This window comes from Cohnella zeiphila, from assembly GCF_014212055.1.
GTDB lineage: Bacteria > Bacillota > Bacilli > Paenibacillales > Paenibacillaceae > Cohnella > Cohnella zeiphila.
Map to the genome: position 1 here is coordinate 32932 of NZ_JACJVO010000014.1, position 17304 is coordinate 50235.

Sequence of the window (17304 nt, forward strand, 5' to 3'; positions counted from 1 at the left end):
AGAAAGGAGCGGGACGAATATGGACGCCACTCGCGAACTGACGATCAAGGAGATTGCGGATCGAAACGGCATTACGACGGATACCGTTCGTTATTATGAGAAGATCGGCCTGCTTCCGCGCGCAGAACGGAAGATGAACCGGCACCGCGTATACGGCCCGGACGATGCGGAGCGGATCCGAATGATCGGGTGCCTGAAAAAGACCGGGATGTCCTTGGACGAGATGAGGCCTTATATGGGCATGTACCGCAGCAAGGAGGGCATACGGCCGACGCCGGAGCTGCACAGGCTGATGGAGGAGCATCGGGAGAAAATCCGGGAACAGATCGATTCTTTGCAGCAAGTTCTCGATTTTATCGATGACCGGCTCACGGAGGGCTTCAACCGGGGGCAGGAATGCGCTCTTTCGGAGGAAAAAACGAAAGAACCCCTTGCGGGGTTCTTCGGGCGACGTTGATAAGAGTCGAAGTCGTTGCCATCCGTTGCTGTTGACGCATGCGGTTTTGCGCGAAGCCGGGCTTCGCCGTCAGCCGTATACCAGCAGTTCGGGTAAACGGACCGCACTAGCGCGAAATGCTGTGCTTTTGACAAGTGTCTTTGGCACAACCCTCCGTTCCTACTCCGTTTGGTACGTGTCTTCCTTCGGCCGTTGCCTGCATGGGTTCAATGGAACCACACCTCTCTGTTCGTCGCCGATTATAGATTGGCTCAAGGGACCGCTTTTTATGCGGCGGAAATTTTTAACTGTTGAACTTCTTCCATTTTCGGCGGTGGTTCGAGGTCTCCGGGAACCGTTCCCCCCGCGAGAGCCGAATGCGCTTCGGATTCTGAATGCCGGTGTGGAAGGAAGCTTCCCCGACTTCAATGTACTCCCCGTCGTTCGGCGCCCGCTGGCCCGGCTCGAATTCGGTCTGTTCGCCCATCTGTTCACCCCCTGTGCGCGAATTCAGTCGATATTGTCTGGGAAAAGGAAGCCGGATATGCAACAGCATTCGTATTTCGTTGACCCGCCTATGGAATTGTGATAAGTTATATAAGTATGCCATTAACAAGCATACTCCTTGCTCTCCGGCCGATCGGACAACCGTTCGGTGTGCCAAGCGGAGGGCCAAAGACCAAAAGGAGGTGAACGGAAATGCGCAACTATGAGTTGATGTACATTATCCGTCCGGACGTGGATCAAGAGACCGTTCAAGCTGTCGTGGAGAAATTCCAAGGCATCATCGTGAACGGCGGAGAGATCGTCAAGCAAGAGGTGCTCGGCAAGAAGCGCCTGGCTTACGAGATCAACAAGCACCGCGACGGTACGTATGTGTTGGTTCAATTCACGGCTTCCTCGGATATCGTGAACGAGCTGGAGCGCGTTCTGAAGATTTCGGACGAAGTCATTCGTCACATGATCGTCAGAGAAGTCGCCTAAGCGAACGAACTTAACCCATTAGCCGGGCGGATGTTCCGCCGCGAGTTGTCATAGCTGGGAGGGATCGTGCCATGTTGAACCGGGTTATTCTGATCGGACGCTTGACGAAGGACCCCGAGCTTCGTTACACGCCTGCGGGCGTGGCCGTTGCGCAATTTACGCTGGCCGTCGACCGTCCTTTCTCTCGCGATCAAGGGGGAGAACGGGAACGCGAGGCGGATTTTATTCCCATCGTCACTTGGCGCCAATTGGCCGAGACTTGCGCGAATTACCTTCGGAAGGGCCGTCTGGCCGCCGTGGAAGGGCGCATTCAGGTGCGCAACTACGAGAACAACGAAGGACGCCGCGTCTATGTAACGGAAGTCATCGCCGATAACGTACGCTTCCTGGAATCTCCGAACCGCGAAGGCGGAGGCGGACAAGGTCGCGACGATTATGGCGGCGGCGGCGGCGGAGGGAATTCCGGCGGAGGCTACGGCGGAGGCGGTTACGGCGGCGGTGGCAGCCGCGGCTCCGGATCCGGATCGCGCGGCGGCAATAGCGACCCTTTCGCGGATGACAGCAAGCCGATTGATATATCGGACGATGATTTGCCATTTTAGACAGGAAAGGACGGAGAAACAATGAGCGAACAACAACAAGCTGCAGCACCTGCCGCTCGTGAAGAGCGTACGTATACACCGCGCGAGAACCGTGGCGGCGGAGAAGGCCGCGAACAGCGCGAGCCCCGCAAGTTCCGCCGCGGACGCAACAAGCGCCGCAAAGTTTGCTACTTCACCGTAAACAAGATTACGCATATCGACTATAAGGATCTGGACCTGCTCCGCAAGTTCATCAGCGAGCGCGGCAAGATCCTGCCTCGCCGCGTAACCGGCACGAAGGCGAAGTACCAACGCATGCTGACCGTCGCAATCAAGCGTTCGCGTCAGATGGCTCTTCTCCCGTACACGACGGAGTAACCAGCCAGCATAAGAAAAAAGTTCTTCTAGACTACGTTTTTATGTAGTTCTGGAAGAGCTTTTTTTTTGATAATATGCCTCTGTGGCAAGCCCGCGTATTAACGCGATATCTGCCACATGGGTAGATTCGGTTAACTTTGAAGCGTGCTGCTTTATATACGGAAGCAGCCAAGCTTGCGTTTTTGTATAACGATATCCCTCTGCACTAAGGTTCAGGATGACTTCTGGAAAGTGTGGAATTGCCGGTAGGCCAGGTGGAGAGCGCTTGCTCAGCAACAGCTTCTAGCATGTCGCGACTGAAGCCGGCCTTGGCCTGAACAGCCATACCATGGGTCACCGCCATCACGAATGCAGCTAGCGCGGTACAGTTAGCGGTCTCCGGCAGATCTCCCTCCTGCTTTGCCCGTTCGAATCGATCACGCAGCGACGCCTCTCCCTCCGCACGCGCATCGATCAGGGCAAGCCGAATCGGTTCGGCATCGTCCGAGCAAGCCAAGGCGCCGTTGATTCCTAGACATCCCCTGTGATCCGGGTAACGAGTATGCAATTCGGCCGCCCTGCGGAGGATGTGTGCAACCACCTCCCGCGAGGTAGGCAGATCCAACGCGGCCGGGATGAAATCCAGGTAACGCTCGTAGTAGCGAGCCAGCGCTCGGCGGAACAACGCTTCCTTGTTGCCGAACGCCGAGTAGAGCGCGGGTCGTTCGACACCCATGGCCTGAGTCAGGTCGGAGTACGACACGCCCTCGTAGCCTTTGCGCCAAAACACGCAAACTGCCGCGTCCAGTGCCTGATCCACATCGAATTCGCGTTTACGTCCCATCAGTCAGATCACCTCGCATTTTTTGTGACGGCCGAAATTAAAGGGGTTATGTCCGATTTTCATACTTTACGTTTATCATAACACACGTTACAGAACGCTACCAACTCCATCAGGCAAGGGCATCTACGGCAACACACGGTCGGTGAAATACTTTGCCGTCACCTAACATAACGTGACCCCAACTCCCTTGCCATAGAACAAAAAAATAAAACGTAATGACCGTTACGTTATTGACAATTCACACCGGGTTGTATAACATCAATTAACGTAACGATCGTTATGATACTCGGCCGATTTCCGGGGGAGGGCGTCCAGTGGCGTATGGGCTAAGCGAAAATTTTATTTTACAAAATGAGGTACTGCCTGCCAAATAGCTTTCAACCGGCGGGCGCTTAAAGTTTTTGCTAAAAAGCGATTAAAATTTCTCTTAAAAGGAGTAGGCAATATGTCGACGATTGAAGGAAAATTCAGTGGCAAAGTTGCTTTGGTTACGGGGGCAAGTCGTGGGATGGGGGCTGAAATAGCCAAAAAATTAGCTGCAGGCGGAGCGGAATTTATAGGCGTCCATTACGCCAGTAATAGGGATGCTGCTTTAAAAGTCGTTGAAGAGATTAAGGCGCTGGGCTCGAAGGCTGTGGCTCTGGAAGCAGAATTAACCACCGGTATTTCCGGTGTAAAAAAGCTTTGGGCTGCATTTGAAGATGCTGTTCGTTCGGAAATTGGATCTGTGCAATTGGACATCTTGATCAATAACGCAGGTATTGCACCGGCCATTCCTTTTGAAGAAACGTCAATTGAGGCGTTCGAAGATGTCATTAATGTTAATCTTAAAGCTCCATACTTTCTTACTCAAGCAGCTGGCCCGTTTATACGGAACGGCGGACGAATCATTAATATTTCTACTGGCTTTACTCGTGTTGCCGGTCCAGGGCATTCCATTTATTCGGCTTCCAAGGGAGCCATCGAGACACTTACTTTGGCGTTAGCTCCACATTTTGGATCAAAGGGTATTACTGTTAATGCAGTAAGGCCGGGAGTTACGAATACTGATATGAACAAGGATTGGCTCGCGATCCCGGAAGCTCATGCTGAAGCGGCTTCAATGACTGCTTTCGGAAGAATTGGCACCACTGAAGACGTTGCCGATGTAGTTGCGTTTGTAGCATCTGAGGAAGCGCGATGGATCACGGGACAATTTATTGATGCCACCGGAGGAACTAGGCTATAAGCGCTTCTCCCGTACGCGACGGAGTAAGCGATACGCTCCGAAAGCCTCTTCGGTCTACAGTCCGCTGTAGAGCCGAAGGGGCTTTTTTCGTTTTGCCGGCCCCTCGCATAAAAGGCCGCTTCCGAAGGAAACAGTAAAGTAAACTCGACAAGAGAAGGGACGTTTCGCTTATGTTCGGTGCGATGCCGTACATTCTGATGGGTCTGGGCATTGTCGTTCTTATCGTGGGTACGGTCTACTCCGTTTCGGTCATGCGCAGGGAGCAGCACCGGGAAATGGACCATGGCGCCGACGACATGGCGGCGGCTTCGGTAAGACACCCGATATCCTCCAATCCGATTCTGGTCCTGTACATCATCATTCCGGTCGCGGCGATCGTGGGCGGCATCATTTGGGTTCTTTTCAGCCAGCAATCGGGCTGAATGAAGGGAGGGGGAATCGTATATGGATCGCAGACGGTATTACGTCTCCGTTCAGTCCAAGAGCATCTTGGAAAACCAAGGGGACGGAGCCTACGAGTTCGAAGTGGACGCGACGCCCGAAGAGGTTCAAACCTTGCGTGACCTCTTCGCTGCACTGGAGATTCATGAATACGGGACGGCATTCCGAATCGCGCTTCAGCCCGGGCTGCCTTACCATCATGACAGGCAGAACGATGCATACGACGACGATCTGAACGAAATTTACAACTTGCTCCATCGGATCGGCACGGAAGAGACGGTGCGGCATCTCGACGGAATGCGATACGAACCGGGGCTCGAAGGCTGACAGGAGATAGGGCTTCTGTCCTTCTCTACGGAGATAAATCGTTTAAAAGAAGAAGAGCGGGAAGCGGGCGAAGCGGCTACGCTTCTTTTTTTGTCGATTTCTGCCTCTATGGTTCAAATGGAGCGAAATTAGACCGATTTCTTAATAAAAAATTCGATTATCTCAGCCAATTGATCCCGCGCTTAATAGGAAGCGAAATTTCAGGGGTGGATATCGGGCAGGATGTGGGAGGATATGGGAGGATCGGGCCGGATCGGCCGGGTAATCTCCCCTGAGCCCGGCTCAGCCCGGCTAAGGGGGCCAGATCGAGGGTGAGCCCCGGGACGGTTCATGTTACCCTTACACAAAGCTTTTCAAAAGCTTTTTCAAAAAAAGAGAAGGGAGCACAAGGAATGAAAAGAAGGTTGGTCGCTGGACTTTGCCTGGTGTCGTTGCTGACACTGGTCGGCTGCGGCAGCGGAGGAAACGCCGAAGGAAGCGGTGGCTCCGATGCGGCGCCATCGGGAGAAACGACGCTAGCCAAAGCCCAACGTCAGGGGTATGTCACGATCGGTTTCGCCAACGAAAATCCGTACGCGTTTGCGACGGCGGACGGCAAGCTGACGGGGGAAGCGGTCGAGGTGGCGAAGAAGGTTCTCTCCAATATGGGGATACCGGAAGTGAACGGCGTGCTGACCGAGTTCGGCTCGCTCATTCCCGGGCTGAACGCCAAGCGCTTCGATATCATTACGGCCGGGATGTTCATCAATCCGGAACGGGCGAAGGAAGCGGACTTCGCCGATCCCGAGTACAGCATCGGCGAAGCGATCGCGGTGAAGAAGGGCAATCCGGCCAATCTTCACAGCTACAAGGATATCGCGGCTAACAGCAAGGCGAAGGTGGCGGTCATGAACGGAGCCGTCGAAGTCGAATATTTGCAAAAGTCCGGCATTCCCGACGCGCAGATCGTTACGGTTCCGGATCAGCCTTCGGCCATCTCGGCGCTGCAGGCCGGAAGGGTCGACGCGATCACCATGACGGGCCCGGCGCTGCAGGCCATGCTGGATTCGGCCGCGGACGACAAGATGGAGCGTGTGACGGACTTCGAGCAGCCCGTCATCGACGGCAAAAGCGTGCGCGGATACGGGGCGGCGGTTTTCCGCAAGGACGACGGCGAATTCCGCGAGGCGTTCAACGCCGAGCTTCAGAAGCTGAAGGATTCCGGAGAATTGCTGGAGATTCTGAAGCCGTTCGGATTCACGGAGCAGGAGCTTCCGGGAGACATGACCGCGGAAGAGCTCTCCAAGTAGCGGGGGCCGGCCATGTGGCATCTGCTTCCGCCGCTGCTCGACGGTATGAAGACGACGCTGCTCGTCACGCTGTACAGCATCGCCGTCGCTCTCGTCCTCGCGTTCGCCGCGGGGTTCGGCCGGTTGTCGAAGTCCCGCACGGTGAGAGGCGTCACGCTGGTCTACGTCGAAGTGTTCCGCGGAACCTCGCTTCTCGTGCAGCTGTTCTGGATGTACTTCGCGCTTCCGCTGCTGCTGGACGTTCGAATTCCGGCGATGAGCGCCGCGGTGCTGGCGCTGGGACTGAACTACGGGGCCTACGGGTCCGAGGTGGTCCGAAGCTGCGTGCTGGCGGTGCCGAAGGGGCAGACCGAAGCGGCGATCGCGCTCAATCTGACGCCACGGCAAAGAATGCGCCGGATCATTCTGCCGCAAGCCTGGCGCATGATGCTGCCGGCCTTCGGCAATCTGCAGATCGAATTGCTCAAGGGGACCTCGCTCGTTTATCTGATTACGCTGAGCGACGTCACGTTCCGGGGCATGGTGCTCCGTTCGAGCAACATGACGGAGACGCCCGCCATTTTCGGCTGGATTCTGATCCTGTTCTTCATCGTCGCGTTCGCTTTGACCCGACTCATCCGGTTCTTTGAACGAAGAGCCGCAGTGGGGAGGGGATAGGCGATGTGGGATTGGAGTTACGCTTGGTCGATCGTGCCGGAGCTGATCAAGGTCGTGCCGATCACGCTGATCGCCACGTTCGGCGGATTCGCCGTCGCCTGCCTGCTTGGCCTTCCGATCGCGCTAGCGCGCCGGGCGAGAAGCCGCTGGATTTCGTGGCCGGTTACCTGGGTCGCGGAATTTATCCGCAGCACGCCGCTGCTTATCCAGCTTATCGTGCTCTTCTACGCGCTGCCGAATTACGGAATCGTGCTGTCTCCGATGACCGCCGGCATTCTGGGGCTGGGCATTCACTACAGCACGTACTTGGCCGAGGTGTACCGAGGAGGAATCGAGTCGGTTCCGAAGGGACAATGGGAAGCGTCCCGGGCGCTGAATTTGACCAAAGCGCAAACGTGGCTGCGGGTCGTGCTGCCGCAATCCGTGCCGCCGACGATTCCCGTCATGGGCAATTATCTGATCGTCATGTTCAAGGAGACGCCGACGCTGTCCGCGATTACGCTGGTCGAGCTGCTGACGACGGCCAAGGCGATCGGATCGCATTCGTTCCGCTATGTAGAGGCGATTACGCTGGTCGGGGTGATCTTCCTGCTGCTCAGCTATCCTTCGGGATTGTTGGTGCGAAGGCTGGAGCTGCATTTGAAAAGAAGGGAGAGGAGCGTGGAAGCGAAATGATCGGACAAACGGAAACGCTGCGGGAGACGGAACAGCCGGACGTCGCGCCTCCCGCGCCGGAGCGGCGCAGGGGGCCGGAGGAACCGGAGACGAACGTCAAGGAGGAGATTCGGCCGATCGTGCGCTATCGCGGGATCACCAAGTCGTTCGGCAGCCATCAGGTGCTGGACCGGATCGATCTGGACATCCGGCCGGGCGAGAAGGTGGCGCTGATCGGCCCGAGCGGATCGGGCAAGACGACGCTGGCGCGGCTGCTGATGACGCTGGAGGAGCCGACCTCCGGCACGATCGAAGTCGATGGAGAGCAGCTGTGGCATATGGAGCGCAAAGGCAGGCTCGTCCCGGCGGACGAGAAGCATCTGCACCGGGTTCGGGGGAAGATCGGCATGGTGTTCCAGCATTTCAACCTGTTCCCGCATATGAACATTCTGCGCAACGTGACCGAGGCGATGGTGCTCGTTCAGAGGATGCCGAAGGAGGAAGCCGAAGCGCGGGCGCTGGCGATGCTGGAACGGGTCGGACTGCAAGAACGGACGAAGCATTATCCCGCGCAGCTGTCCGGCGGGCAGAAGCAGCGGGTGGCGATCGCGCGGGCGCTTGTCATGCAGCCGAACATCATGCTGTTCGACGAGGTCACGTCGGCGCTCGACCCGGAGCTCGTCGGGGAAGTGCTCGACGTGATCAAGAACGTGGCCGCCGAGGGAGAAATGGCGATGATGTTGATCACTCACGAGATGGATTTCGCCCGCGACATTGCCGACCGGGTGCTGTTTACGGACGGCGGGCGCATCGTCGAACAGGGGACGCCGGAGCAAATCTTCGAAAATCCGCGGAGCGAGCGATTGCAATCGTTCCTGACCCGGTTCCGCGGCCGCCGCGCGGACGATGCCGGAACCTCCGCAGGCTCCATGACGGCGGCGGGGCGCGAATGAGCGGCGCGCTGGGCTCGCTGCGCTTCCGGCCTCCCCGGGCGGAGGACGGCCGGAGGATGGCGGAGCTGGTCCGCGCAAGCGGCGAGCTGGACGTCAATTCCACGTACTGTTATGCGATGCTGGGCCAATGGTTCAGCGAGACGTGCCTGATCGCGGAGACGAAGGAGGAAGGCCGGTTGGCCGGGATGGTGACCGGCTTCCGTCTTCCTTCCGATCCGCTGACGCTGTTCGTCTGGCAGATCGCCGTCGATTCGCGCTATCGCGGGCAGGGCGTCGCGATGGCGCTGCTGAACGAATTGACGGCCGAGCTGGACGTCCGCTTCGTGGAGACGACGATCTCTCCTTCGAACGGCCCCTCGCGGCGGCTGTTCCAGAAGTGGGCCGATTCGCTGCGAATGGCGATCACCGTGTCGGAAGGGTTCCGGGAGGGGATCTTCCTGGAACCCGGTCATGAGGCAGAGGAGCTGTACCGGATGGGTCCGATCGTCCGGGATCTCGAGAGCGACTAAGAATGGGGGGATCGGTTCAGATGAACGGATCGCAATGGGCCAGCGGCAAGCTTCAAGTGTTCGAGACGATGGAGTCCGAGGTGCGCAGCTACATCCGCTCGTTCCCGACGAAGTTCCGGCGAGCGTCCGGGTACCGGATGTGGGATACGGAGGGGAAGGAATACGTCGATTTTTTCTCCGGCGCGGGGGCGCTCAATTACGGCCACAACCCGCCGGAGATGAAGCGGCTTCTGATTCAATACTTACAGGAAGACGGCATCTCGCACAGCCTCGATATGGCGACGGAGGCGAAGGAACGGTTCCTGCTCCGCTTCGGCGAGACCATTCTTCGTCCCCGGGGGCTCGACTACAAGGTGATGTTCCCGGGGCCGACCGGGGCGAATTCGGTGGAGAGCGCATTGAAGCTGGCCCGGAAGGCGACCGGCCGCCAGACCGTCATGAGCTTCACGAACGCGTTCCACGGCATGACGCTGGGCGCGCTCGCCGTAACGGGGAACAAGTTCAAGCGCAAAGGCGCGGGCGTTCCGCTCCATCACACCGTCACTTTTCCGTATGACGGTTATATGGGGCCGAGCGTCAACACGCTGACGTACATCGAGAACTTCCTGGAGGACAGCGGAAGCGGGATCTCGCTGCCGGCGGCGGTCATTCTCGAGACGCTGCAGGGAGAGGGAGGCTTGCAGGCGGCGAGCGGTCCTTGGCTCAGAGGGCTGGCGAACCTGTGCAAGCGGCACGGCATTCTGATGATCGTCGACGACGTGCAGATGGGCTGCGGGCGGACGGGAACGTTCTTCAGCTTCGAGCCGTTCGGCATGGAACCGGATATCGTCTGCCTATCGAAGTCGATCGGCGGCTACGGGCTGCCGATGGCGCTGACGCTCCTGAAGCCGGAGCTGGATCTGTGGGAGCCGGGCGAACACAACGGGACGTTCCGCGGGAACAACCTGGCTTTCGTGGCGGCGGCCGAAGCGCTGAGCTATTGGGAGAACGACCGGTTCGCGAAGGCGATCGCCCGGAAGGGAGAGCAGCTGCGAAGCGCGCTGCTGTCGCTTGCGGACCGCTTCGGCGGAGAGGTTCGGGGACGGGGACTCATGCAGGGAATCGCGCTGGAGCCGGGGCTGGCGGAGAAGGTATGCGCGGCGGCGTTCGAGCGAGGGCTCGTCATCGAGACATCGGGTACGGACAGCGAAGTCGTCAAGGTCATGCCTCCGCTCGTCATCGACCCGGAAGGGCTGGACGAAGGGCTGGCCATTCTGCGAAGCAGCATGCAGCAGGTCGTCGAAGCGATGGGCGCGGCGGCAATCCGATAACGAAAGGGGAGCTATCAAACATGATCGTCAGAACGTTGGAGGAACGCGCAGGCACCGAATACGACGTAGGGACGGACACTTGGAAAAGCCGCAGATTGCTGCTGAAGGAGGACGGCGTTGGCTTCTCGCTGCACGATACGGTCATCAAGGCGGGCACCGAGACGCTTATCTGGTATAAGCATCATATCGAAGCGGTGTACTGCGTGGAGGGCGAAGGCGAAGTCGAGCTGATCGAGACCGGAGAGAAATTCCGGATCGTGCCCGGAACGATGTACGTGCTGAACGGCCATGAGCGGCACTACTTGCGCGGCGGCGCGGTCGATATGCGCGTCGTGTGCGTATTCAATCCGCCCTGCACGGGCCGCGAGGTCCACGACGAGGAAGGTGCTTACGCCACAGCGGAATAAGGCCCGCCAGCATTCAAACATGATATCGGGAAGGGGATACGAACGATGACTGCCAACCTGAACGTGAAAACCGACGTATATCCGACGCGCCAATCGGATCGGCCGGAGTGGATCGAGAGAGCCGACCCGGTCGTGTATGACCACAAGTTGAAACAGGACGTGGTCGGAACGGAGCAGCTTGCTTTTTATGAGGAGAACGGCTATCTGTTCTTCGACGCCTTCTTCAAGCCGGAAGAAGTGGCGGCTCTTCGTTCGGAGCTCAGGCGCGTGCTGGAAGAAAGCAGGGGCTCCACTCGTCCCGAAGTCATCCGGGAGCCCGGCGGCGAAGAAGTCCGTTCGGTGTTCGCGGTTCATCGGGACAACGAGGTCTTCCGAGAGCTGTCGCTTCATCCGCGGCTCCAGGCGGTCGTCTGCCAGCTGCTCGGCGGCTCGGTATACGTCCATCAATCGCGCATCAACTTCAAGCCCGGCTTCACGGGGAAGGAATTCTACTGGCATTCGGACTTCGAGACGTGGCATGCCGAAGATGGAATGCCGCGCATGCGGGCGCTCAGCGTCTCGATCGCGCTCGAAGACAATACGCCGTACAACGGCTCGCTGATGGTCGTGCCGGGCTCCCATCGCATCTTTGTCAGCTGCGTGGGCCGGACGCCCGACGATCATTATAAAAATTCGCTGCGCAAGCAGGAGTACGGCGTCCCCGATCAAGACAGCCTGACGAAGCTGGTGGAGCAGGGAGGCCTGACGATGCCCGTCGGCAAAGCGGGTTCGATGCTTCTGTTCGACTGCAATCTGATGCACGGCTCCGCCAGCAACATTACGCCGCATCCGCGCAGCAACGTGTTCTGCGTGTTCAACAGCGTGGAGAACCGGCTGGAGAAGCCGTTCTCCGCCGCCAAGCCGCGGCCGGAATTCATCGCATCGCGAGCTTGAAGCGGGGAATCTCCAATTCATTTCCATTCCAGGTGGCGGGCCGTCCCGATTTGGTCTAGAATAGAGGAGATGCACCAAATCATTCAAGGAGGCGGCACGAGAGATGCTGAATCCCATTGCCTTATCGATCGGATCTCTTCAGATTCATTGGTATGGCATCATTATCGCCTGCGGGGCGTTGCTCGGATTGACGATCGCGGTCATCGAGGGGAAGCGCTTCGGCATTCCGCAAGAGTTTTTCTTCGATCTGCTCCTGGTCGGCCTGCCTTCCGCATTGGTCGCGGCCCGGCTGTATTACGTTGCGTTCGAATGGGACCAATACCGCAATAACCCGATCGAGATCATCAAGATCTGGCACGGCGGCATCGCCATATACGGCGCGCTGATCGGAGCCGTTATCGCCGCCATATTTTACACGAGACGCAAGGGCTATTCGTTCCTGCGAATTGCCGATATATGCGCGCCCAGCCTGCTCGTCGGCCAGCTGATCGGGCGCTGGGGCAACTTCATGAACCAGGAAGCGCACGGCGGACCGGTGAGCGAGGATTTCCTCCGGCATACGCTTCATCTGCCCAACTTTATCGTGGACCAGATGTATATTGAAGGAACGTATTATCACCCGACCTTCCTGTACGAATCGATGTGGAGCCTGCTGGGCTTCATCGTGCTGCTGTTCCTGCGCCGGGCCAAGTTCCTCAAAGCCGGGGAACTGTTCATGGGCTATTTCATCTGGTATTCGGTCGGCCGCTTCTACGTGGAAGGCGTCCGGACGGACAGCCTCGTATTCGCGGGTCCGGATTGGCTCGCTTCGACGCTGAAGGCGCTGTGGTCGCCGATGTCTTCGTTCGGCTGGGGAGCGATGGAGGCGGGCAAGAACATCCGCATTTCACAGCTGCTCGCCGTCTGCATCATCATCGCCGCCGTGGCGATCATTATCATTCGCCGCAGAAAGGCGGACTCGATTCCGTATTACTCCGACCCGATCGAATCGAGCAAGCCCCATTCCGGCGGTACGGCCGTCTCGGATTCTCCCGAGCAAGCGTAAGCTTTCGCAGGGCAGGAGCGCCTTCGGGTGCTCCGGACTGCTGAGCCATTCTCGGCAGTCTTCTTTCCTTGCCGTCATGACTTCCGACTCATGCGCGGTCCGCCGCGATCATGGACGAACACCTTAGGGTGTTCTTTTTTTGTTTCAAATCGGACGTGATTTTACATCCCGTTGACATTCCGCAAACACGGCTTTAAACATCGGAGAGTATGATCGGTTTGTGGGATGAACCTGCCATCCGCACCTCGATACAAATAGCAGGCAATCATGAAAGGGGAAACCATTCTGTGAAGAAATCGATCGTTCTGCTCATGACCTTCGTCCTTGCCCTGGCTCTTGCCGCCTGCGGCAGCAGCAACAACGGCAATAACGGCAGCAATGCCTCCAGCCCGTCCGATAGCTCCGCAAGCCCGTCGGCATCGGCTCCGGCTTCGGATTCTCCTAGCCCGTCCGAATCTTCGTCCGAGCCTGTGAGCGGCAAGGTGCTGGCCGTTGGCTCCACGGCGCTGCAACCGCTCGTGGATCAAGCATCGCAGAAGTTCATGGCAGACAGCAAATACAGCGGCGTGACCGTCACCGTGCAAGGCGGCGGCAGCGGCACCGGCTTGTCCCAAGTATCGGACGGCCAAGCCCAAATCGGCAACTCGGATATTTTCGCCGAAGAGAAATTCGTAGACGCCGACGCTCCCAAAGCGAAGGAACTGGTCGACCATCAAGTAGCCGTCGTAGCGATGGCAGCCGTCACGAACAAGGATGTCGGCATCGACAACCTGACGAAGGACCAACTGGTCAGCATCTTCACCGGTAAAGTGACGAACTGGAAAGACGTCGGCGGCAAAGACGAGAAGATCGTCCTGGTCAACCGGCCGAGCAGCTCCGGAACGCGCGCAACGTTCGATAAGTATGCATTGGGCACGAAGTCGCAAGACCTCGCCGGTTCCATTCAAGAAGATGCATCCGGTACGGTTAAGAAGCTCGTCTCCGAGACTCCGGGCGCGATCGGCTACCTGGCTCTCTCTTACCTGGACGACTCGATTACGGTTCTGAAGTACGAAGGCGTCGAAGCCAATTCCGACAACGTCATCTCCGGCAAGTATCCGGTTTGGGCTTACGAGCATATGTACACCAAGGGCCAGCCGGACGCCGCGACTCAAGCGTTCCTCGACTACATGGTGAGCGACGAGATCCAGAACAACGACGTCACCGAGCTGGGCTACATCCCGACGACCAAGATGCAGGTCGCGCGCGACGCCGCCGGCAACGTAACGAACAAGTAATCGCAAGGATACCGTGAATCACCGGCCGCCCTCCGATTCCAGGAGGGCGGCTTTCTTTACCATTAGAGAAAGGATAAGTTTCGGCGCCGGGATCCGGGAAGACTAATCGCGCGAAGGGTCGAAGTCATAGGATAAAGAAGGTTCCGATCGCGAAACGAGGAGTGTGCGACCATGATCATCGGAGTGCCGAAGGAGATCAAGAACGGGGAGAACCGCGTGGCGATGACGCCGGCGAATGCGAAGGCGCTGATGGACGAAGGCCATGAGATCCGAGTGGAGCGCGGGGCGGGGGAAGGAAGCGGGTTCTCCGACGAAGAATACAAAGCGGCCGGCGCTCTGCCGGCAACGGCGGAGGAGGCTTGGGCCGCGGACTTGGTGATGAAGGTGAAGGAGCCTCAGCCGTCCGAGTTCGGCTACTTCCGTCCGGGGCTGCTGCTGTTCACCTATCTTCATCTCGCGGCCGCGCCGGAGCTGACGGCGGCGCTCGTGGCGAGCCAGGTAACCGGCATCGCCTACGAGACGATCAAGGAAGGGCGCAGCCTGCCGCTTCTCACGCCGATGAGCGAGATCGCCGGCCGGATGTCGGCCCAGATCGGGGCGCAGTTCCTGGAGAAAGCATACGGAGGCCGCGGCATCCTGCTCTCGGGCGTGCCGGGCGTAAGCAAAGGCAAGGTGACGATTATCGGCGGCGGAATCGTCGGGACGAACGCCGCCAAGATCGCGCTGGGGCTTGGCGCCGAGGTGACGATTCTCGACCTGAACGCGGAACGGCTGCGGGAGCTGGACGATCTGTTCCGCGGAACGGTCTCGACGCTGATGTCGAACCCTCATCACATCGAAGAGAGCGTCGCGGCGGCCGACTTGTTGATCGGAGCCGTCCTCATTCCCGGGGCCAAAGCTCCCCATCTGGTGTCGGAGAAGATGGTCGCTTCCATGAAGCCGGGTACGGTTATCGTCGACGTGGCCGTCGACCAGGGCGGGATCGTGGAGACGATCGACCGGGTTACGACGCACGAGAAGCCGGTGTACGTGAAGCACGGCGTCCTGCACTACGCGGTGGCGAACATTCCGGGCGCGGTGCCGCGCACCGCGACGCTCGCCCTGACCAACGCGACGATGCCGTACGCGCACCGGATCGCGCGGCTCGGCCTGCGGGACGCGGTGGCGCGAATTCCGGCGCTGCTCGGCGGAATCAATACGCTCGCGGGACGGGTGACGCACGAGGCGGTCGCCCGGGACTTGGGCTACGAATACGCGTTCGCCGGGGAGTGGCTGTAGACCGATCCGTTGCCCGAATCCGCGCCGAATCGCCGCTTCGCGGGACGCAGCGAGGCGGCTTTTTGCCTCCTTTGAGAACGTCAGAAATGTCAATTGGAGGATGGCGGCCGATCGGTTACAATAAACACAGCGCATAGGCAAGCTCTCGGAGGGGGAAAGCGATTGAACGTCCACCGGCAACTCCGATCTTCGGCTTTGACGTTGTTGATTGCCGCCGCGGCCCTGACCGGGTGCGACCAGGCCCGGCAGCTTGCGCCCGAGAATGGCGTCCCGGCCGGGAGAAACGACGGCGAGCCCGTTCTGCTTGTGGCGAACCAGAACAAATACGCTCCCGATACCGTTCCGAATCTGTTTATCGACGAAGTGGAGAAGCGGTTCGGCATGAAGTGGAATTACGTGTCCGTTCCGCTGTCGGCCGGCATCGAGAAGTTCAAGATCATGTTCGCATCGGGCAACGTCCCAGACATGGTGCAGACGATCAACAATTTTCCGGCGATCCGCCGCTGGGCGGAAGCGGGCTACCTGCTCCCGATCGGCGATTACATCGGCGAGCTTCCGAATTACCGCAAGCTGTTCAGCGACGAGGAGTGGCAGGAGGTTCTTGACTTCGCCTCCATCGACGGCAAGCTTTATTTCCTTCCTTCCAAGATCGACGTGCAGGACCCGATGGCGTGGCTGTACCGCAAGGACGCCTTCGAGCAGGCCGGGATCGACGGATTCCCGCAGACCACGGAGCAATTATACGAAGCCTTGAAAAAATTGAAAGCGTTTTACCCGATGTTCGAAGGAATCGGCGTCCGGGGAGGTCCGAACGACACCGGCATCAAGGCGCTGCTTCTCGGCTTCCAGCATGCGTTCCGGCTGCCGACCGATCTCGGCGGCGCCGACGGCTGGAACGGCTTCTGGAACGATCCGGACGAAGGAGGCCGCGTCGTATTCGGACCCGCGAGCGAAAAGCAGAGAGATATGCTCGTCTACCTGGCCAAGCTTTACCGCGAAGGTCTGATCGATCGGGGATTCGCTGCCTTGTCGGAAGAGCAGTGGGCGGCGAAGCGGCGGGACGGACGCGACTTGATCGACTTCCAATGGGTCAGCCAGCTGCCGGGACTGAATCGCGTAGTCGCCGCGGGCGGAAGCTGGGATTATTCCCGTTGGCATTTGCAGGCCTACGACAAGCCCGGCCTGGAATTCCGTCCGGTCCCGTTCGGTCTGTACGGTCCCGTGTTCGGCAGTCAGCTGGCGGGCGAGGACGACAAGCGGGAGCGGCTGCTCTCCTATATCGACTGGGCGGCGACCGACGAAGGAAGCCTGTTCCATATGATGGGCTTGGAGAACGTGACCTACGTAAAAGACGAAGACGGAAGCGGAATCCGGTACAAGGAAGGCTACGATCGGCAGAAAGTCGCCAAGCAGTATGGCTTCGACTGGTTTCTGACGAAGGCCGGGGGCCTGACGCTGCAGGACGATACAATCGCCGTCAGCCGGGAAGCCTACGGCGTTTACTCCGGGCTGCCGGCGGTCCGGCCGCGGGCGATTCCGTTCACCGAGGAAGAGTGGAACACCGTCACGACGGCGATGGACCGCGTGAACGAGGCCGTATACCGGTTCGCGACCCGGGCGGTTATGGGGCTGGCGAACGCGGGGGACGACGAGGAGTGGAACCGCTATTTGCAATCGCTCGACCAGGCCGGGCTGCAGGACGTACTGGCCATCTACCGCCAATATTGGGGCGAGCAGGGGTCTTGAGGGGGACGGATCGAATGGGGAAAAAGGGGACGGTCGAGAGTCGGAGGG

21 protein-coding genes are annotated in these 17304 nt (G+C 58.9%); 19 read left to right on the forward strand and 2 right to left on the reverse strand.

Going from position 1 to position 17304, the window contains the following annotated elements; genetic code table 11:
- Window positions 1–19 precede the first annotated feature (19 nt).
- Complete coding sequence (locus tag H7C18_RS12470) at window positions 20–457, forward strand: MerR family transcriptional regulator (protein ID WP_185129399.1); 438 nt, start codon at window positions 20–22, stop codon at window positions 455–457.
- A 283-nt stretch (window positions 458–740) separates the two neighbouring features.
- On the opposite strand, the gene H7C18_RS12475 is transcribed toward H7C18_RS12470, so the two are convergent.
- The gene (locus H7C18_RS12475; protein ID WP_185129400.1) at window positions 741–923 is read right to left on the reverse strand and encodes a YjzC family protein; all 183 of its coding nucleotides are present in this window, start codon (window positions 921–923) and stop codon (window positions 741–743) included.
- A 212-nt stretch (window positions 924–1135) separates the two neighbouring features.
- Here H7C18_RS12475 and rpsF point away from each other — a divergent pair, with 212 nt between their 5' ends.
- The 3 genes from rpsF to rpsR all read left to right on the forward strand — a co-directional run bounded on the left by rpsF (window position 1136) and on the right by rpsR (window position 2379).
- Window positions 1136–1420: a 30S ribosomal protein S6 gene (gene rpsF / locus H7C18_RS12480; RefSeq protein ID WP_185129401.1), complete on the forward strand. Its 285-nt coding sequence runs from the start codon at window positions 1136–1138 to the stop codon at window positions 1418–1420.
- A gap of 71 nt (window positions 1421–1491) precedes the next feature.
- Window positions 1492–2022 (forward strand): single-stranded DNA-binding protein, encoded by a 531-nt coding sequence (gene ssb / locus H7C18_RS12485; protein WP_185129402.1) that lies wholly within the window; start codon window positions 1492–1494, stop codon window positions 2020–2022.
- A 21-nt stretch (window positions 2023–2043) separates the two neighbouring features.
- On the forward strand, window positions 2044–2379 hold the full coding sequence (gene rpsR, locus H7C18_RS12490) for a 30S ribosomal protein S18 (RefSeq protein ID WP_185129403.1): 336 nt from the start codon (window positions 2044–2046) through the stop codon (window positions 2377–2379).
- Window positions 2380–2584: 205 nt separating this feature from the next.
- Here the strand turns inward: rpsR and H7C18_RS12495 are convergent, their stop codons facing one another.
- Window positions 2585–3202 (reverse strand): TetR/AcrR family transcriptional regulator, encoded by a 618-nt coding sequence (locus H7C18_RS12495; RefSeq protein WP_185129404.1) that lies wholly within the window; start codon window positions 3200–3202, stop codon window positions 2585–2587.
- Between the two features lie 445 nt (window positions 3203–3647).
- Between H7C18_RS12495 and H7C18_RS12500 the strand changes: the two genes are divergently transcribed.
- The 15 genes from H7C18_RS12500 (at window position 3648) to H7C18_RS12570 (ending at window position 17256) form a co-directional block, all read left to right on the forward strand.
- Complete coding sequence (locus tag H7C18_RS12500) at window positions 3648–4430, forward strand: SDR family NAD(P)-dependent oxidoreductase (RefSeq protein WP_185129405.1); 783 nt, start codon at window positions 3648–3650, stop codon at window positions 4428–4430.
- Between the two features lie 170 nt (window positions 4431–4600).
- A complete protein-coding gene (locus tag H7C18_RS12505; RefSeq protein ID WP_185129406.1) occupies window positions 4601–4852 on the forward strand; it encodes a hypothetical protein in 252 nt (83 codons plus the stop codon).
- Between the two features lie 22 nt (window positions 4853–4874).
- Window positions 4875–5198: a hypothetical protein gene (locus H7C18_RS12510; RefSeq protein WP_185129407.1), complete on the forward strand. Its 324-nt coding sequence runs from the start codon at window positions 4875–4877 to the stop codon at window positions 5196–5198.
- A 392-nt stretch (window positions 5199–5590) separates the two neighbouring features.
- On the forward strand, window positions 5591–6487 hold the full coding sequence (gene ehuB / locus H7C18_RS12515) for an ectoine/hydroxyectoine ABC transporter substrate-binding protein EhuB (protein ID WP_185129408.1): 897 nt from the start codon (window positions 5591–5593) through the stop codon (window positions 6485–6487).
- A 12-nt stretch (window positions 6488–6499) separates the two neighbouring features.
- Window positions 6500–7144, forward strand: coding sequence for an ectoine/hydroxyectoine ABC transporter permease subunit EhuC (gene ehuC / locus H7C18_RS12520; protein ID WP_185129409.1), 645 nt, complete (start codon window positions 6500–6502; stop codon window positions 7142–7144).
- A 3-nt stretch (window positions 7145–7147) separates the two neighbouring features.
- A complete protein-coding gene (gene ehuD / locus H7C18_RS12525; protein ID WP_185129410.1) occupies window positions 7148–7819 on the forward strand; it encodes an ectoine/hydroxyectoine ABC transporter permease subunit EhuD in 672 nt (223 codons plus the stop codon).
- Window positions 7816–8751, forward strand: coding sequence for an ectoine/hydroxyectoine ABC transporter ATP-binding protein EhuA (gene ehuA, locus H7C18_RS12530; RefSeq protein WP_202887048.1), 936 nt, complete (start codon window positions 7816–7818; stop codon window positions 8749–8751). Before ehuD ends, ehuA begins: the two co-directional genes overlap by 4 nt.
- Window positions 8748–9260: a diaminobutyrate acetyltransferase gene (gene ectA, locus H7C18_RS12535; RefSeq protein WP_185129411.1), complete on the forward strand. Its 513-nt coding sequence runs from the start codon at window positions 8748–8750 to the stop codon at window positions 9258–9260. Before ehuA ends, ectA begins: the two co-directional genes overlap by 4 nt.
- 20 nt (window positions 9261–9280) lie before the next feature.
- Complete coding sequence (gene ectB / locus H7C18_RS12540) at window positions 9281–10570, forward strand: diaminobutyrate--2-oxoglutarate transaminase (RefSeq protein ID WP_185129412.1); 1290 nt, start codon at window positions 9281–9283, stop codon at window positions 10568–10570.
- Between the two features lie 20 nt (window positions 10571–10590).
- Window positions 10591–10977 (forward strand): ectoine synthase, encoded by a 387-nt coding sequence (locus tag H7C18_RS12545; protein WP_185129413.1) that lies wholly within the window; start codon window positions 10591–10593, stop codon window positions 10975–10977.
- Window positions 10978–11022: 45 nt separating this feature from the next.
- Window positions 11023–11910, forward strand: coding sequence for an ectoine hydroxylase (thpD, locus tag H7C18_RS12550; protein WP_185129414.1), 888 nt, complete (start codon window positions 11023–11025; stop codon window positions 11908–11910).
- Window positions 11911–12013: 103 nt separating this feature from the next.
- Window positions 12014–12955, forward strand: coding sequence for a prolipoprotein diacylglyceryl transferase (gene lgt / locus H7C18_RS12555; RefSeq protein ID WP_185129415.1), 942 nt, complete (start codon window positions 12014–12016; stop codon window positions 12953–12955).
- Between the two features lie 287 nt (window positions 12956–13242).
- Window positions 13243–14232 (forward strand): phosphate ABC transporter substrate-binding protein, encoded by a 990-nt coding sequence (locus H7C18_RS12560; RefSeq protein WP_420481857.1) that lies wholly within the window; start codon window positions 13243–13245, stop codon window positions 14230–14232.
- Window positions 14233–14403: 171 nt separating this feature from the next.
- A complete protein-coding gene (gene ald / locus H7C18_RS12565) occupies window positions 14404–15510 on the forward strand; it encodes an alanine dehydrogenase (protein ID WP_185129417.1) in 1107 nt (368 codons plus the stop codon).
- A 162-nt stretch (window positions 15511–15672) separates the two neighbouring features.
- Complete coding sequence (locus tag H7C18_RS12570; protein ID WP_185129418.1) at window positions 15673–17256, forward strand: extracellular solute-binding protein; 1584 nt, start codon at window positions 15673–15675, stop codon at window positions 17254–17256.
- Window positions 17257–17304 lie beyond the last annotated feature (48 nt).

Coding starts and splice junctions, on each gene's coding strand:
- H7C18_RS12470 (WP_185129399.1), top strand. CDS start 20: ATGGACGCCACTCGCGAACTGACGATCAAGGAGATTGCGGATCGAAAC.
- H7C18_RS12475 (WP_185129400.1), bottom strand. CDS start 923: ATGGGCGAACAGACCGAATTCGAGCCGGGCCAGCGGGCGCCGAACGAC.
- rpsF (WP_185129401.1), top strand. CDS start 1,136: ATGCGCAACTATGAGTTGATGTACATTATCCGTCCGGACGTGGATCAA.
- ssb (WP_185129402.1), top strand. CDS start 1,492: ATGTTGAACCGGGTTATTCTGATCGGACGCTTGACGAAGGACCCCGAG.
- rpsR (WP_185129403.1), top strand. CDS start 2,044: ATGAGCGAACAACAACAAGCTGCAGCACCTGCCGCTCGTGAAGAGCGT.
- H7C18_RS12495 (WP_185129404.1), bottom strand. CDS start 3,202: ATGGGACGTAAACGCGAATTCGATGTGGATCAGGCACTGGACGCGGCA.
- H7C18_RS12500 (WP_185129405.1), top strand. CDS start 3,648: ATGTCGACGATTGAAGGAAAATTCAGTGGCAAAGTTGCTTTGGTTACG.
- H7C18_RS12505 (WP_185129406.1), top strand. CDS start 4,601: ATGTTCGGTGCGATGCCGTACATTCTGATGGGTCTGGGCATTGTCGTT.
- H7C18_RS12510 (WP_185129407.1), top strand. CDS start 4,875: ATGGATCGCAGACGGTATTACGTCTCCGTTCAGTCCAAGAGCATCTTG.
- ehuB (WP_185129408.1), top strand. CDS start 5,591: ATGAAAAGAAGGTTGGTCGCTGGACTTTGCCTGGTGTCGTTGCTGACA.
- ehuC (WP_185129409.1), top strand. CDS start 6,500: ATGTGGCATCTGCTTCCGCCGCTGCTCGACGGTATGAAGACGACGCTG.
- ehuD (WP_185129410.1), top strand. CDS start 7,148: ATGTGGGATTGGAGTTACGCTTGGTCGATCGTGCCGGAGCTGATCAAG.
- ehuA (WP_202887048.1), top strand. CDS start 7,816: ATGATCGGACAAACGGAAACGCTGCGGGAGACGGAACAGCCGGACGTC.
- ectA (WP_185129411.1), top strand. CDS start 8,748: ATGAGCGGCGCGCTGGGCTCGCTGCGCTTCCGGCCTCCCCGGGCGGAG.
- ectB (WP_185129412.1), top strand. CDS start 9,281: ATGAACGGATCGCAATGGGCCAGCGGCAAGCTTCAAGTGTTCGAGACG.
- H7C18_RS12545 (WP_185129413.1), top strand. CDS start 10,591: ATGATCGTCAGAACGTTGGAGGAACGCGCAGGCACCGAATACGACGTA.
- thpD (WP_185129414.1), top strand. CDS start 11,023: ATGACTGCCAACCTGAACGTGAAAACCGACGTATATCCGACGCGCCAA.
- lgt (WP_185129415.1), top strand. CDS start 12,014: ATGCTGAATCCCATTGCCTTATCGATCGGATCTCTTCAGATTCATTGG.
- ald (WP_185129417.1), top strand. CDS start 14,404: ATGATCATCGGAGTGCCGAAGGAGATCAAGAACGGGGAGAACCGCGTG.